General features: G+C 67.8%; 12 protein-coding genes. 7 read left to right on the forward strand and 5 right to left on the reverse strand.

Translation table 11 applies throughout. The annotated features are described in order from the left end of the window. Window positions 1-21 precede the first annotated feature (21 nt). From LGN19_RS23135 to LGN19_RS23150, 4 genes are all read left to right on the forward strand, one after another. Window positions 22-1905: a sensor histidine kinase gene (locus LGN19_RS23135; RefSeq protein ID WP_226217304.1), complete on the forward strand. Its 1884-nt coding sequence runs from the start codon at window positions 22-24 to the stop codon at window positions 1903-1905. Further along, window positions 1895-3256, forward strand: a complete 1362-nt coding sequence (locus LGN19_RS23140) for a sigma-54-dependent transcriptional regulator (RefSeq protein ID WP_226217306.1) — start codon at window positions 1895-1897, stop codon at window positions 3254-3256. The genes LGN19_RS23135 and LGN19_RS23140 overlap by 11 nt, the downstream gene beginning before the upstream one ends. A gap of 22 nt (window positions 3257-3278) precedes the next feature. Next, window positions 3279-3608: a DUF3579 domain-containing protein gene (locus tag LGN19_RS23145; RefSeq protein ID WP_226217308.1), complete on the forward strand. Its 330-nt coding sequence runs from the start codon at window positions 3279-3281 to the stop codon at window positions 3606-3608. Between the two features lie 270 nt (window positions 3609-3878). Further along, complete coding sequence (locus LGN19_RS23150; protein WP_226217310.1) at window positions 3879-4730, forward strand: alpha/beta fold hydrolase; 852 nt, start codon at window positions 3879-3881, stop codon at window positions 4728-4730. Window positions 4731-4810: 80 nt separating this feature from the next. Here LGN19_RS23150 and plcR read toward each other — a convergent pair whose 3' ends face one another. From plcR to LGN19_RS23170, 4 genes are all read right to left on the reverse strand, one after another. Then, entirely contained in the window at window positions 4811-5410 is a 600-nt protein-coding gene (gene plcR / locus LGN19_RS23155) for a phospholipase C accessory protein PlcR (protein ID WP_226217312.1), read from the reverse strand. Next, window positions 5410-7563 (reverse strand): phosphocholine-specific phospholipase C, encoded by a 2154-nt coding sequence (locus LGN19_RS23160; RefSeq protein WP_226217315.1) that lies wholly within the window; start codon window positions 7561-7563, stop codon window positions 5410-5412. The genes plcR and LGN19_RS23160 overlap by 1 nt, the downstream gene beginning before the upstream one ends. Window positions 7564-7942: 379 nt before the next feature. After that, on the reverse strand, window positions 7943-8881 hold the full coding sequence (locus LGN19_RS23165; protein ID WP_226217317.1) for a hypothetical protein: 939 nt from the start codon (window positions 8879-8881) through the stop codon (window positions 7943-7945). 122 nt (window positions 8882-9003) lie between these two features. Next, window positions 9004-9447: a PACE efflux transporter gene (locus LGN19_RS23170; protein ID WP_122949627.1), complete on the reverse strand. Its 444-nt coding sequence runs from the start codon at window positions 9445-9447 to the stop codon at window positions 9004-9006. Between the two features lie 99 nt (window positions 9448-9546). On the opposite strand from LGN19_RS23170, the gene LGN19_RS23175 reads away from it, so the two are divergent. Next, the gene (locus LGN19_RS23175) at window positions 9547-10437 is read left to right on the forward strand and encodes a LysR family transcriptional regulator (protein WP_175222527.1); all 891 of its coding nucleotides are present in this window, start codon (window positions 9547-9549) and stop codon (window positions 10435-10437) included. 27 nt (window positions 10438-10464) lie between these two features. On the opposite strand, the gene LGN19_RS23180 is transcribed toward LGN19_RS23175, so the two are convergent. Beyond that, the gene (locus LGN19_RS23180) at window positions 10465-11436 is read right to left on the reverse strand and encodes a LysR family transcriptional regulator (protein ID WP_174958126.1); all 972 of its coding nucleotides are present in this window, start codon (window positions 11434-11436) and stop codon (window positions 10465-10467) included. Window positions 11437-11577: 141 nt separating this feature from the next. Between LGN19_RS23180 and LGN19_RS23185 the strand changes: the two genes are divergently transcribed. Beyond that, window positions 11578-12882, forward strand: coding sequence for an MFS transporter (locus LGN19_RS23185; protein ID WP_226217318.1), 1305 nt, complete (start codon window positions 11578-11580; stop codon window positions 12880-12882). A gap of 101 nt (window positions 12883-12983) precedes the next feature. Continuing rightward, the gene (locus tag LGN19_RS23190) at window positions 12984-14477 is read left to right on the forward strand and encodes a M81 family metallopeptidase (protein WP_226217320.1); all 1494 of its coding nucleotides are present in this window, start codon (window positions 12984-12986) and stop codon (window positions 14475-14477) included. Window positions 14478-14600: the final 123 nt, after the last annotated feature.

Consider the following 14600-nt stretch of genomic DNA (forward strand, 5'->3'; position numbering starts at 1 on the left):
GGCGACCGGTTGCGGGCTTCGATGAGGGCGAACGTGCAGAAGAGCTTCAAGGGAATCCCGTGGTGGGGCTGGGCCTCGGCCGGCGTGCTGTATGTGTGCGTCGCGGCCGCGGCCGTCGATTTCGCGTGGGAACGCGCGATCGACGCGCTCGAGGAAACCGGCGCGCACCGGCTCGACCTGTATGCGTCGAGCCTGAAGAGCGAACTCGGCCGCTTCGAGATCCTGCCCGGCCTGGTCGCGCGGCAGGACGGCGTGCGCGCGATGCTGAAAGCCGCGCCGCAGGACGCCCCCGGGCTCGTGCACACGGTCGATACGTACCTCGAAGCGGTGAACCGCGACGCGGGCAGCGGCGCGGTCGACGTGATCGACCTGCAGGGCAACGTGATCGCCGCCAGCAACTGGAACGAGACGCTCAGCTTCGTCGGCACCAACGTGTCGTACCGGCCGTATTTCAAGGACGCGCTCGCGCGCGGCAGCGGCCGCTTCTTCGGCATCGGCACCAACACCGGCGTGCCGGGCGTCTACTTCGCCAGCGCGGTGCGCGACGACGGCGTGCCGATCGGCGTGGCCGCCGTGAAGATCAGCGTCGATTCGCTCGAATCGGCGTGGCGCGCGCCGGGCGTCGCCGCGATGGTCGTCGACAGCAACGGCGTGGTCGTGATCTCGACCGAACCCGCGTGGAAATTCACCGCGCTGCGCCCGATCACCGCGCAGCAGCAGCGCGACATCCAGGCGTCGCGGCAATACGCGGGCCGCACGGTCGACGCGCTGCCGTACCGCCGTATCGGCGACCGCAGCGCGGCCGCGTGGTTCGGCACCTTCCCCGATCCGCGCCACAGCGGCCGCACCACGCGTTACCTCGTGATGTCTCGCCCCGCGCCGCAGGCCGGCGATTCGCTGATGGTGCTGCTCGACATCGCGGGCGCGCGGCGCCAGCAGCAGACCGCCTTCGTGTTCGTCACCGGCGCGTTCCTGATCGCCGCGCTGCTCGCCGGCTACGCGATCCAGCGCCGCCGGGCGATCATCGCGCGGCTGAACGCGCAGGACGCGCTGCGCCGGGCGAACGACCAGCTCGAGCTGACCGTCGCGCAACGTACTGCCGCGCTGACGGCCGCGAACGAACGGATGCAGCGCGAGATCGTCGAGCGCGAGCGCACCGAGCAGCGGCTGCGCGCGTCCCAGCAGGAAGTCGTGCACGCCGGCAAGCTCGCGGTGCTCGGGCAGATGGCCGCCGGCCTCACGCACGAGCTGAACCAGCCGCTCGTCGCGATCCGCACGCTGTGCGACAACGCGCGCACGTTCTTCGAGCGCGGCCAGCCGGCGCCGGCGCTCGCCAATCTCGAACGGATCGGCAAGCTCGTCGACAGCATGGCCGTGCTCACCGGCGAGCTGAAGACCTTCGCGCGCAAGCCCGACGTCGAGCGCGTCGCGGTCTCGCTGAACGAGGCCGTCGCGCATGCGCGGCTGATCTACGATGCGAGGATCCGCGACGAAGGCGTGCAGCTCGACGTGAACATCGCGCCCGGCACCGCCGTATCGGCCGAATCGAGCCAGTTGCAGCAGGTGATCGTGAACCTGCTCGGCAACGCGCTCGACGCGGTGCATGACGCGCCCGTGCGCCGCATCGTCGTCGAAGCCACCGGGCCGGACGATGCCGGCCGCGTGCGCTTCACCGTCGCGGACAGCGGCGCGGGCATCGCGCCCGAGGTGCTGCCGCACCTGTTCGAGCCGTTCGTCACGACCAAGCCGCGCGGCCAGGGCCTCGGGCTCGGCCTCGCGATCACGTCGCGCATCGTCGAGGCGTTCGGCGCGAAGATCGCCGCGACGAACCGCGACGAAGGCGGCGCGCAGTTCAGTATCGAATTCGCGGCGGCCACGCTGCAAAGGACAGAGCATGGAAGATGAGATTCGGGTGCTGGTCGTCGAGGACGATGAAAACGTCCGGATCGGCGTCGAACAGGCGGTTGAGCTTGCCGGCTTCGCGGTCGACGCGTTCGCATCGGCCGCCGACGCGCTGCATCACGTCGCGCCCGGCGCGCCGGTCGTGATCGTGTCGGACGTGCGGATGCCGGGCATCGACGGGCTGCAGTTGCTCGATCGCGTGATGGCGATCGATGCGCAGATTCCGGTCGTACTGATCAGCGGCCATGCCGATATCTCGACGGCCGTCGGCGCGATGCAGGTCGGCGCGTACGACTTCATCGAGAAGCCGTTTTCGTCGGACGTGATCGCGGGGCGCGTCGCGCGCGCGGTCGAGAAGCGCCGCCTGACACTCGAGGTGCAGGGGCTGCGCGCGGCGCTGAACAACTGGCAGGGCATCGAGGCGTTCGTGCTCGGCAAGTCGCCCGCGATGGCCGACGTGCGCAAGAAGATCCTGCGCCTCGCCGATACGTCGGTGTCGGTGCTGATCACCGGCGAAACCGGCACCGGCAAGGAACTGATCGCGCGCAGCCTGCACGACTTCGGCGGCCGGCGCGACGCGCATTTCGTCGCGCTGAACTGCGGCGGCCTGCCGGAGCAGGTCTTCGAGAGCGAACTGTTCGGCCATGAAGCCGGCGCGTTCACCGGCGCGATCAAGAAGCGCATCGGCAAGATCGAATGGGCGGACGGCGGCACGCTGTTCCTCGACGAGATCGAGACGATGCCGATTCCGCTGCAGATCAAGATGCTGCGCGTGCTGCAGGAGCGCGTGGTCGAGCGGCTCGGTGCGAACGAGCTGATCCCGGTCGACTGCCGCGTGGTCGCCGCATCGAAGGCCGATCTCGCCGAGCTTGCAACCGACGGGCGCTTTCGCGCGGACTTGCTGTATCGCCTCAACGTCGCGCAGATCGAACTGCCGCCGCTGCGCGAGCGGCGCGAGGACGTGCCGCTGCTGTTCGAGCATTTCGTGCTCGCGGCCGCTCGGCGCTTCGGGCAACCGGCGCCGGTCGTCACCGCTGCGCAGGTATCCGAACTGATGACGCACGCGTGGCCCGGCAACGTGCGCGAGCTGCAGAACGTGGCCGACCGCTTCGTGCTCGGGCTGACCGGCGACAGCCTGCTGTCGTCCGGCGGCACGCCGGCCGCAGGCGGCACGCTCGCGGAACAGCTCGCGTATTTCGAACGGAAGCTGATCGAGGACATGCTGCAGCGTCACAACGGCAATGTCGCGGAGGCGAGCGAAGCGCTCGGGATGCCGAAGAAGACGCTTTATCACAAGCTGCGCAACCTGCGGATTCCCGCGCGCGGCGACGCCGCGGCCGATGGCGGCGAATGACGCGAACGAGGACACGCACAGCATGGATCGCATCGAAGTCTCCGAACAGGGCCGCATCACGGGCCACCTGATCCGCGGCGTCACGCATGCGCAGAAAACCTTCCGCCCGAGCGACTGGCCCGAGCGCCTCGCGGGCGTCATCACGCTGTTCGTCGGCGAACGGCGGCCCGGCTATCCGTGCGCGCTGTCGCGGCTCGCGATGCCCGTCGTCGACGGCAACGTCAAATGCCTGTTCGTGTCGGACGAATTGCGCACCGTGTGCGCGGACGCATTCGATTTCGCAATGCAGTTCGCGGCCGACAACGACCTCCCCGTCGTGCTTCAGACCGCGCCCGCGCTGGCGGTGCGCTGAACTGCGGGCCGCTTGCGCGGCTCGCGACCTTCCCGTTTTCCCAAGGTGCGATGCGCAGGTGCGCAGGCTGCCACACGCCCCTTTTCCGGCCAGTCCGGCACCACGGTCAATCGTTAGACGATTGAAAGCATCGACACCCATCCCCCTCCGACAAGGGTTTGCGGCCGAGCCATCAATAAAATTGATCGTGACGATGAAAATTATGCGTTTTCCTTGCAGGTCGCCGTGATGCATAGTTGCGTCGTGTTGACGCACCTTTGAGTCTTTCAGATGAACATGCGAATCGAGCCGTCCGTGCTCGCGAACCCCGACCTGCAATTTGCGCCGCTTTCGTCAGGCATCAGCCTGCCGTATGTCGAGCGGGGCAGCGGCGCGCCGATGGTGTTCGTGCACGGCTCGCTGTGCGACTACCGCTACTGGGATCCGCAGCTCGCCGCGCTGTCGGCCCACTACCGCTGCATCGCGCCGAGCCTCAGCCATTACTGGCCGGCCGTCGAAGCGGGCATCCAGGACGAGTTCAGCTGGCAGAACCACGTCAACGAGCTCGCCGAATTCATCGACGCGCTCGATCTCGGCCCCGTGCATCTGGTCGGCCACTCGCGCGGCGGCAGCGTCGCGTTCAACGTCGCACGCCAGCATCCGCACCTCGTCGAGTCGCTGACGCTCGCCGATCCGGGCGGCCCGCTGCAACAGCCGGGCGTGCGCGAAGCCGCGCTGCCGGCCGCCGCGATCGCGCTGCGCACGAACGCCGTGAACCTGATCGGGCAAGGCGACGTCGAATCGGGCCTCGAGATGTTCGTCGATTCCGTGAGCCTGCCGGGTGCATGGAAGAAGAGCACGTCGCGTTTCCGCACGATGGCGATCGACAACGCGAGCACGCTGCCGAAGCAGTTGCGCGACCCGCTGCCCGCGTACTCGCAGCACACGGCCGGCGATATCGCATGCCGCACGCTGCTGATCGACGGCCAGCGCAGCCCGAAAATGTTCCGCAACAACGTCGATACCCTTTCGCAGTGGATCGGCAATGCGCAACGGCAGACCGTCGCCGGCGCGTCGCACGGGATGAACGCGGCAAGCCCCGCCGTGTTCAACCGCTACGTGCACGAGTTCGTCGCCGCGTAAGTGCTCCCGGGCGGCTTCTGCGCCGCCCGTTCTCCTCGCTGTTCAACGACGATGCCCATACGTGCCGCATCGCCGCTTCATCAACCGCCGTGCGTCACCGGCGCGTCCGTCCCGTAGATCTGCCTGCGCAACTCCGCCAGCCGCGTATCGAGCGCCACGCGCTGCTGCTCGCGGTCCGGCACCGTGCGCGTCACCTCGTCGATGATCTTGCGGCTCTGCGCGACATAGTCCGCATCCTGCCGCTCGCGCGCGGGCGAGGCCGGCCGCTCGCCCATCGCGAGATCGCGCAGATGGTCGCGCAGCGCATCGCTCGCGGCCTGGCGCGCGCCGGCGTCCGGTTCTGCATCCTGCAACAGCAGATCCGCGAGGCCCGACGCCTCGCGCGGATCGAGCTTGCCCGCATCGGCATCGGCACGCAGTTGCGCGAGCAACGAACGGGCACGCGCCTGACGGTCGGCCGCGTTCAGCGCGTCGCGTTCGTGCGCGTAGCCGTCGAGCTGCGCGCGGAAATTGACCGGCGATGCGGACGCTTGATTCGTCATGGCGGAGTCCTGGCTGACAACGGTGGAAGAAGCGGCTTGCGGCGCGCCACCCGGGCGGCCGCTCCACAACACGACGACCGACGCGACGGCGCCTGCCGCCAGCGCGACCGTGCCCCATACGATGACGGTTCGGTTCATCATGCGGCCCCTGTCACACGCGCGAAGAGCGGATCGGTCACGCTCGCCGCACCGGTTTCGACATGGCCGGCCAGCGTGCGCAGATAACCGGCATCCGCATCGATCGTCACGCTGAAGTCGTACCAGCCGCCACTTGCCGACAGGTTCAGCACCGTGTCGACGGCAGCGCCTGCCGCGACCGTGCCCGAACGCGACGCGGCGCCGTAGCCGTTATCGGTAAGCGTCGCGACCAGCGGCGTGCGGCCCGCGTTGCGCATCCGCACGACGAGATTGCCGTCGGCCCGATACGCGACCGTCACGTCGAACAGCGGCGCGCTCGACGTCGCACCGCCCTTGAAGCGGCGGAAGAAGCCGTTCGGACCGTACGCCGCGAGATCGTAGCGCCCCTGCGTGTCGCGCACCGGCCACCACTGGTCGCTCAGCACGCGGCCGCTCTGGATCGTGTAGAAGCGCGGGCCGTTCTGCGCGATCGCGTCGTGCACATGGAACACCGCGGCCGACGTGCCGGCCGCGTTGCCCGGCACGGCCTTGCCGTTGTTCGCGAAGCTCACGTTCAGCACGCCGGCGCGCGTATCGAGCGCCGCTTCGACGAACAGCTCGTATGGCACGGCGCGCAGCTTGCGCTGCCCCGGCTCCTGCACCGGCAGCGGCGCATTCTCGGCCGGATAGCTCGACGGATAGCTCGGCTTCGCGAGGTAGTACTGCACCCAGTACGCGTTGTCGCGCTGCGCCTTCGTCGCGGTCAGGTTGAGCAGCGCGGGCGGCACCGTGCGGTCCGCGTCGCCCGCGAAATCGAATGCCGACGTGAGGTCGCCGCACACCGCGCGACGCCACGGCGTGATGTTCGATTCATAGACATCCGGATGATCGTCGCCGAAGCGCTTCTCGATGAAGCGGATCACCGACGTGTGATCGAAGACTTCGGAGCAGGTCCAGCCGCCCTTCGACCACGGCGAGATCGCGAGCAGCGGCACGCGCGTGCCGAGCCCGATCGGCAGCCCGGAAGCCTGCTCGATCTCGCCTTCGACGCTGACCGTCGACAGCCCCTTGCCGGCCTTCCACGGCGGCACGGGTGCCGTCACGTGATCGAAACGGCCGTCGCCTTCGTCGTAGCAGATCAGGAATACCGTCTTCGCCCACACGTCGGGATTCGACGTGAGCGCATCGAGAATGCGCGACACGAATTCCTCGCCGAACGACGGCCCCCACCACGGATGCTCGGACGACGAGAACGGCGGCACGATCCACGACACCTGCGGCAGCCGGTTCGCGAGCACGTCGTCGCGCAACGACGCGACACCGCGCGCAGTCAGCCCGCGCTGGTTGAGCGGCGAGCTCGACGCTGCCGACTTGTACTGCGAAAACCACGCGAGCGCGTTGCAGTCGTAGTTGTTGGTGTTGTCGATCCAGTAGCGGCTCGACAGGAAATTCCATGCGACGTTGAACGAACCGACGCCGCCTTCCTGATAGACGCGCCAGTCGATGCCGGCCTGCTGCAAGCGTTCGGGGAAGGTCTTCCACGACACCGTGCCCGAGCGGTCGCCCATCCAGTTCGACATCGCGACCTGGCTGCCGTCCGCGTTCGGCGACGAGCGCCCCGTCATCAGGTAGAGCCGGTTCGGATTGGTCGGCCCCATCATCGACTGGTGGTACGCGTCGCAGATCGTGAACGCGCTCGCGAGCGGGTAGTAGTACGGCAGGTCGTTGCGCTTGAAATAGCCCATCGCGTCGGGCCACTGCACGGCCATCCACTGGTCGTTGCGCCCTTCGTTCCACAGCTTGTGGAACGCATCCCACTCGTGGTTCTCGGGCATCATCCACTGCGCCCACGTCTTCGACGTGTCGAGATGCCAGGGCACGTAATCGCGGCCCTTGTAGTTCTGATACCAGACGCTTTTGCCGTCAGGACGCGCGACCACGCGCGGATCGTTGAAGCCGCGCACGCCCGGGAACGTGCCGAAGTAATGGTCGAATGCGCGGTTTTCCTGCATCAGCACGACGATGTGCTCGACGTCCCGGATCGTACCGGTCACGCGGGCCGGCTCGACGGCCAGTGCGCGGCGAATGCTGTCGGGCAGCGTCGCCGCAAGCGCGGCAGCGCCGGCCGCCTGCGCCGAGCGGGTCAGGAACGTACGGCGATCGATACGCGACATCGGCAATCCCTCCTCGTTTTTCTGGCTGGACGGGGATGGTCATGCAGGCGGCGTGCGCCGCGTGCGGGCGATGCGCGGCCTCGGGGCCGCAAGGCGGTTCCGAACCAGGCGCGCGGCGCGTCGACGGCCCCCTCCTGCCCGCCGCGCGCGTCATCGATCTGTCGGATTCTAGAAAGGGAAATCGGACAATTTTGTTAAGATCCGACAAATATCCAGACGATTACGACATTAGAAGTCCTCTACAATTTTTCGGCGATGCAATCCGGCGGCAACGTGGCGCTTCATGTGTCGGGTATGGGGGAATCAGCGGATACGTGGGGGCCGGCGCATTCGCCATGCGTCCGGCCAGGCGATCCGAGGCAGCGCGGCGGTCTGGCCGTTATCGGCAGGTCACGCGGACGGACGGCCCGCCCTGCGCAACGACCAGGTCGCGGCCGTTGCCGTCGCTACCGACACCCGTTTCGGTGTATGAGTAGACGGGCTGGTACGTGCCGCCGTCGTAGCGGTAATAGGTCGCCTGATGCTCACCCATGCTGATCCGGGCCAGCGTCTTGAGGTCGGGCCACCCGTTGCAGGTGGTGTCGAGCACGCCGACCGGGCCGTCTTCGACGCCCAGCAGCGGTTCGAATCCGCGGTTGCGCGCACGGTACAGCCATTGATTCGCGTTGACCTGGTTCCCGCTCATCTCGCAACTCACGAACAGCACCTTGCCGTGCGGGCCCTCGCAGGTTTGTGCGATCACCGCTTCGTCGCCGCATTCGCGGGCCAGTGCTTTGCGTACACGTGTGCCGAGCGGTGCCAGCGCGCGATCGGCACGCGCATCGACCGGCGCGCTCGTGCACAGGCCGTTGCCGCGCGGCCACACGGGATGCGCATGCAGGTACAGCGGCGACAACGCACCGATCACCGCATCCAGTTCGCGATCGAGACATCGTGTGTCCTTGCAGCGCCCGATTGCCCGGTTCTGCGCATCGATCTTCTCGTCGATATTCCACGGGTCGTCCACCGCGGCAAGCGTCGCGTACTGGAGAAAGCGCGCGGCAAACACCTTCTCCGCCAACGCGGCGTTGTCGCAGGTGCCGGGCGGCAGCGCGGCACGCGCGGTGGCGGCCGCCTTCAACAGATCGTCATCCGGGTCGTCGCTCAGCTTGCGCACGTCGACGCATGGCTTGAGCAGCAATTGCGTCGACGCGTAACCGTTATCGGCCTGTTCGCTGCGCGGCAGCACCCTCGGCCCTTCCGCTTGCGCGGACGATGCGAGGATGAATGCGCCGGCAAGCCACGCCACGCAGGATATCGACGTCTTTCGAATGCTCATCGGTCTGAACGGCCCGCTCGGGCGCATGAATCGCGACGGAATACCGTCGGGCATGCGGCCCGCACGCCCGAACGATGCTTTGCGCGATTGTAGCGGCTGCCTGCATCACGCCGCGCCCTCGCTTACCAGACCGCCGGCTCAGCCTTGCGCGTGACCGCATCCGGCAGCCCGAACACGCTGTCGAACGCCCAGTTGTACACGAACGTGAAGATCGGGAAGAACACGATCAGCACCGCGTCGTACAGGAACGCCTGCAGCAGCGACACGTCGAGCCACCATGCGATCAGCGGGATCAGGAACGTCACGAGCGCGACCTGGAAGCCGATCGCATGCAGCACGCGGCGCCCGACCGTGCGCGTCGTCGCCGCGCGCTTGCGCTCCCACGCCTCGAACGCGAGGTTGTACAGGAAATTGACGGTGACGCCCGTCGTCGAGATCATCACCCCCATCAGGCCGCTCGTCGCCGCGCTCGCGCCGCTCAGCATGCCGAGCACCGACGATGCGATCAGGATGCCGAGCACCTCGAACATCACGACGTAGACTATGCGTCTCTTCAACCCTTGCATGACCATCCCCCTTCTATCGAACAAGGTGGCGAGACTATCAGCGGGTAGCGCGCCCGCAAAAGTCAGGTCCTTTCAATTTTTCTGACAGGAGGCCCGCGCATGCTGACCAGCGACCACATCGACATGCTGCTGACCGTCATCGACAAAGGCTCGTTTTCCGCCGCCGCGCGCGCGCTCGGCCGCACGCCGTCGGCGATCAGCATGGCGATCGCGAACCTCGAGGCCGAGCTCGGCCTCGTGCTGTTCGACCGCGGCACACGCGAACCGACGCCGACCGCCGCGATGGCCGCGCTGCTGCCCGACGCGCGATCGATCGCCGAGCAGTTGCAGGTGTTGCGTGCACACGCACAGCATCTGTCGGAAGGCGTCGAAGACACGCTGCGGCTCGGCGTCGCGGCCGAAATCGACCCGGCGCCCGTCGCCCGCGCGCTGATGGCGGTTGCCGCGAAGTATCCGGCGCTCGCCATCAGCGTCGTCACGGCGCCGCAGGACGCGATCGTCGATGCGCTGCATCGCACCACCATCGATCTCTGTGTGGCGTACTGCGGGCTCGACCTGCATCCGCAGGAGCAGATTCATGCGCTGTGGACCGAGACGCTCGTCGCCGTCGCCGCGCCGAGCCATCCGGCGATCGCCGAAGGCGCGCCACCCGAGGCGATCGAGCGGCTGTCGGGCTTTCGGCAGATCGTGATCGCCGATCCGGAGCGACCACTGACCGACATTCGGCCGTTGATCGGCAACCGCACGTGGAAAGTGACCGACATGGCGACCGCGATCGCACTCGTGAAAGCCGGACATGGCTGGGCGAACCTGCCCGAATCCGTGATCGCCCGATACGTCGCCGACGGCGAACTCGCGCCGCTCGTGTTCGCCAACATCCGCAACGGGCTGCCGCTGCCCGTGTACCTGCGGCGGCCGAAACACACGGGGCTCGGCAAGGCGGCGAGCGAACTGGTGCGCGCGCTGCGGGCGGGCCGCGACGCCACCTGATCGTTGCGCGCGACGGCCCGACTCGCGTTATCGCACGCGCCGGGCCGCCCGCTTCCGCGTCGCCGCCTTGTTCCGGCCGGCGCCATCCGCCGTCGCGAACATCTTCATGTCGTGCAGCAAGCAGTTCAGCAGCGTGTCGGCCGCCACGCCGAGTGGCCGCCCCACCTTCACCAGCAGGCGCGCCTTCGCGGAATCGAACAACGGATGCTCGATCGGCAGCGCGACGAGTTCGCCGCTCTCCAGTTCGCGATAGGCCGCGAACGCGCCGATCAGCGTGACCCCTTCATGGCGCTTGACGAAATGACGCAGCACCGCAAGCGAGTTGGTCGTCAGCGTCGGGCGGATCGGCAGGTTCTCCGTATAGGCGAGCATCTGCGCAACCTGGCCGAGGCCAAAGGCCGGCGGCATCAGCGCGAGCGGATACGCACCGAGCTCGTGCGCGCGCACAGAGCCGCCGCGTACCGCGAGCGGATGGCCCGCGTGGACGAGCGCCACCACCGGCTGCGATGACGTCGCGAGATTCTGGATCTCCGGATGCGCGGGCGGGTTGTACGCCAGCCCGATATGCGCGCGGCTCTCGGCCACCTCCTGCAGCACGTTGTTGACGGGCAGCACGTCGACGATCACGTCGAGCTTCGGATAACGCATGCAGAAATCGGTCAGCACCTCGTCCATCAGCACGTCGACATAGCCTTCGCTGGTCACGATGCGCACCTGGCCGGACTGCAGCCGCCGCAGCGCCTGCAACCGCTCCTCGAACAGTTCCTGCTGCGAGCGGCAACCGCGCCAGTATTCGAGCAGATGCACGGCAGCCTCGGTCGGCCGCACGCCACGCGCCTGGCGCTCGAACAGCTCGACGCCGATTTCCTCCTCGAGCAGCCGGATCTGCCGCGTGATCACCGACGGCGCGGTGTTGATGCTGTCGGCCGCACCGCGGATCGAACCGTGGGTCAGGACTTCATGAAAGTAGCGCAAGCGGCGCTGGTTCAGTTCGCGCATGGGGATTCCGGTTCGTCGCAGTGTGTTGCCTGTTGGGCAACATTAGCTCATGGAAGTTGCTCTTGCTCTGCTTTTTCGTCTCTCTGACGATGCAGCAACCGAGATCCATGTCGTAAGTCGCCCACGTCACCGGAGACATCTATGTCCGCCGTTTCCTCCTCCCGCCATCCGGCGGCTCTGGACAGTGCACCCGTGCAGGCCCTGTATCGCAAGCTGAACTGGCGCCTGCTGCCGCTCCTGCTGCTGTGCTACACGTTCGCCTATCTGGATCGGGTGAACATCGGCTTCGCGAAGCTGCATATGCAAAGCGCGCTCGGCTTCTCCGACGCAGCGTACGGCCTCGGTGCCGGCATCTTCTTTCTCGGCTACGTGCTGTTCGAGATTCCGAGCAACCTGCTGCTGCCCAGGATCGGTGCACGCAAGACCATCAGCCGGATCATGGTGCTCTGGGGACTGACGTCGGCCGGCATGATGTTCGTGCACGATGAAACCTCGTTCTACGTGCTGCGCTTCCTGCTCGGCGTGTTCGAGGCCGGCTTCGCGCCGGGGATGATCTTCTACCTGACGTACTGGTACGGCACGCGGCGCATGGCCGGCGTGATGGCGATCGTGATGCTCGCCGGCCCGATCGGCGGCATCGTCGGCTCACCGCTGTCGACCTGGCTGATGACCGCCCTCGACGGTGCACACGGCCTGGCCGGCTGGCAATGGATGTTCGTCGTCGAAGGCCTGCCGTGCGCGTTGCTCGGCCTGCTCGTCTTCAAGGTGCTGGCCGACCGGCCCGACGATGCCGCGTGGCTGACCGACCGCGAACGAAGCCTGCTCGCGTCCGAGCTGCACACGCCCGCGGCCGGCCACCACGCGTTCGGGCAGGCGGCGCGCGACCCGCGCGTCTACCTGCTGGCCTTCGCCTACTTCACGATGATCTGCGGGATCTACGCGGTCAGCTTCTGGCTGCCGTCGATCCTCAAGGCGAACGGCGTGACCGACACGATGCAGATCGGCTTCTACTCGATGATTCCGTATATCGCGGCCGCAGGCGCGATGCTCGTGATCGGCCGACGCTCGGATCGACGCGACGAACGCCGGCTGCACAGCGCGGTGTCGGCACTGGTCGCCGCGGCCGCGCTGGCTGCCGCGACCTTCTCCGACGGCAACCTCGCGATATCGCTCGTCTGCATGACGATCGCGACGGCGATGACGTGGGCGGCCTATACCGTGTTCTGGGCGATCCCGTCTCAATACCTGACAGGCAATGCGGCCGCCGGCGGTATCGCGCTCATCAACACGATCGGCCTGATCGGCGGCTTCCTCAGCCCGACCGTCATCGGCGAGATCCGCACCGCGACCGGCAGCATGCAGGCCGGGCTGCTGGTGATCGTCGCATTGATGGTCGCAGGCGCCGTGACGCTGATCATGAACCGCCTCCCCGTCGCGACGCGCTGATCCACGTCGCGTTGCCCCATTGAACTCGTGCGGCGCCGTACCGCCGGCCCTGCCGGCAGGCGCACGTCGCCTGCACCGACCCTCCTCCTGGAATCAGTCTCATGACCACACGCATCCTGATCGCCGGTTTCCAGCACGAAACCAACACCTTCGCACCCACGCGGGCCGCCTATGCGAACTTCGAACGCGGCGAAGGCTTTCCGGCCATGGCACGCGGCGCGGACGTGCTCGCGCTGCGCCACGTCAACATTCCGGCTGGCGGCTTCATCAACGCCGCGGAGCGGCGCGGCTGGGCGTTGCAGCCGGTGATCTGGGCGGGCGCGAGCCCGTCGGCGCATGTCACCGAGGATGCATTCGAACGGATCGCCGGCGAGATCGTCGACGCGGCGCGGCGCGGCGACTTCGATGCGGTGTATCTCGACCTGCACGGCGCGATGGTCGCCGAGCATACCGACGACGGCGAAGGAACGCTGCTCGAACGCGTACGTAACGCGGTCGGCCCTGCGGTGCCGGTGGTCGCGTCGCTCGACCTGCACGCGAACGTCACCGAACGGATGCTGAGCCATGCCGATGCGCTGGTCGCCTATCGCACGTACCCGCACGTGGACATGGCCGAGACCGGCGAACGCACGGCCGGGCTGCTCGAACGCCTCCTCGCGGGCGGCGACCCGTTACGTCGCGCCGCACGGCGGTTGCCGTTCCTGATCCCGATCAACGGAATGTGCACGCTGCTCGATCCCGCACGCGAGATGTACGCGCGCCTCGCGTCGCTGGAGACGGACGGCGTCGCATCGCTGTCGTTCGCGCCGGGTTTTCCGGCAGCGGATTTCCCCGAGTGCGGGCCGGTCGTCTGGGGCTATGGCGACGCCGACGCAGTCGACGCGGCCGTGCAGGCGCTGTACGACAAGATGCTGGCCGACGAAGCGCAGTGGCAAGTGCCGTTCCTGTCGCCCGACGACGCGGTGCGCGAAGCCATGCGGCTCGCGGAAGGCGCGAGCCGGCCCGTCGTGATCGCCGACACGCAGGACAACCCGGGGGCGGGTGGCGATTCCAATACGACGGGCCTGCTGCGCGCGTTGCTGCGCAACGGCGCGCAAGACGCAGCGCTCGGCCTGCTGTGGGATCCGGCCGCGGCGGCGGCGGCGGTGCGGGCCGGTGTCGGCGCGCGCATCGAACTGTCGCTCGGCGGCTCCGGCGTACCCGGCGACGAGCCGTTTCGCGGACACTTCGAGGTCGTCGCGGTATCGGACGGCGTGTGCCGCTACGACGGACCGATGATGAACGGCATGCTGGCCGACGTCGGGCCGGTCGCCTGCCTGAGGATCGACGGCGTGCGGATCGTCGTCAGCGGCGGCAAGGCGCAGATGCTCGATCGCAATCTGTACCGCGTGGGCGGCGTCGAACCGGAAGCGATGAAAATCCTCGTCAACAAGAGTTCGGTGCATTTCCGCGCCGACTTCCAGGGCATCGCGCACGCGATCCTGATCGCGAAGGCGCCGGGGCCGATGCAGGCCGACCCGGCCGACCTGCCGTGGACGCGGCTCGCGCGCGGCATGCGAACGAGGCCGACCGGCGACGCGTTCGCGGGCGCGTGACGCGTGCGCATCCAGGCTGCCGGACGCGTCACGCGCACGTATCCGGCAACGCAGCCCAAGGCCCCGTTCCGTCCCGAGTCCTGCTGGCGGCAGTGCCTGACCGGTGCGGACGGCGGGACGCCG

The sequence above is a fragment of the Burkholderia sp. AU30198 genome (genome assembly GCF_020419825.1).
GTDB lineage: Bacteria > Pseudomonadota > Gammaproteobacteria > Burkholderiales > Burkholderiaceae > Burkholderia.

Excerpts from the sequence above, each read along its gene's own strand:
- LGN19_RS23160 (WP_226217315.1), bottom strand. The coding sequence starts at position 7,563 with ATGTCGCGTATCGATCGCCGTACGTTCCTGACCCGCTCGGCGCAGGCG.
- plcR (WP_226217312.1), bottom strand. The coding sequence starts at position 5,410 with ATGAACCGAACCGTCATCGTATGGGGCACGGTCGCGCTGGCGGCAGGC.
- LGN19_RS23135 (WP_226217304.1), top strand. The coding sequence starts at position 22 with ATGAGGGCGAACGTGCAGAAGAGCTTCAAGGGAATCCCGTGGTGGGGC.
- LGN19_RS23175 (WP_175222527.1), top strand. The coding sequence starts at position 9,547 with ATGCTGACCAGCGACCACATCGACATGCTGCTGACCGTCATCGACAAA.
- LGN19_RS23150 (WP_226217310.1), top strand. The coding sequence starts at position 3,879 with ATGAACATGCGAATCGAGCCGTCCGTGCTCGCGAACCCCGACCTGCAA.
- LGN19_RS23140 (WP_226217306.1), top strand. The coding sequence starts at position 1,895 with ATGGAAGATGAGATTCGGGTGCTGGTCGTCGAGGACGATGAAAACGTC.
- LGN19_RS23180 (WP_174958126.1), bottom strand. The coding sequence starts at position 11,436 with ATGCGCGAACTGAACCAGCGCCGCTTGCGCTACTTTCATGAAGTCCTG.
- LGN19_RS23170 (WP_122949627.1), bottom strand. The coding sequence starts at position 9,447 with ATGCAAGGGTTGAAGAGACGCATAGTCTACGTCGTGATGTTCGAGGTG.
- LGN19_RS23190 (WP_226217320.1), top strand. The coding sequence starts at position 12,984 with ATGACCACACGCATCCTGATCGCCGGTTTCCAGCACGAAACCAACACC.
- LGN19_RS23145 (WP_226217308.1), top strand. The coding sequence starts at position 3,279 with ATGGATCGCATCGAAGTCTCCGAACAGGGCCGCATCACGGGCCACCTG.
- LGN19_RS23165 (WP_226217317.1), bottom strand. The coding sequence starts at position 8,881 with ATGAGCATTCGAAAGACGTCGATATCCTGCGTGGCGTGGCTTGCCGGC.
- LGN19_RS23185 (WP_226217318.1), top strand. The coding sequence starts at position 11,578 with ATGTCCGCCGTTTCCTCCTCCCGCCATCCGGCGGCTCTGGACAGTGCA.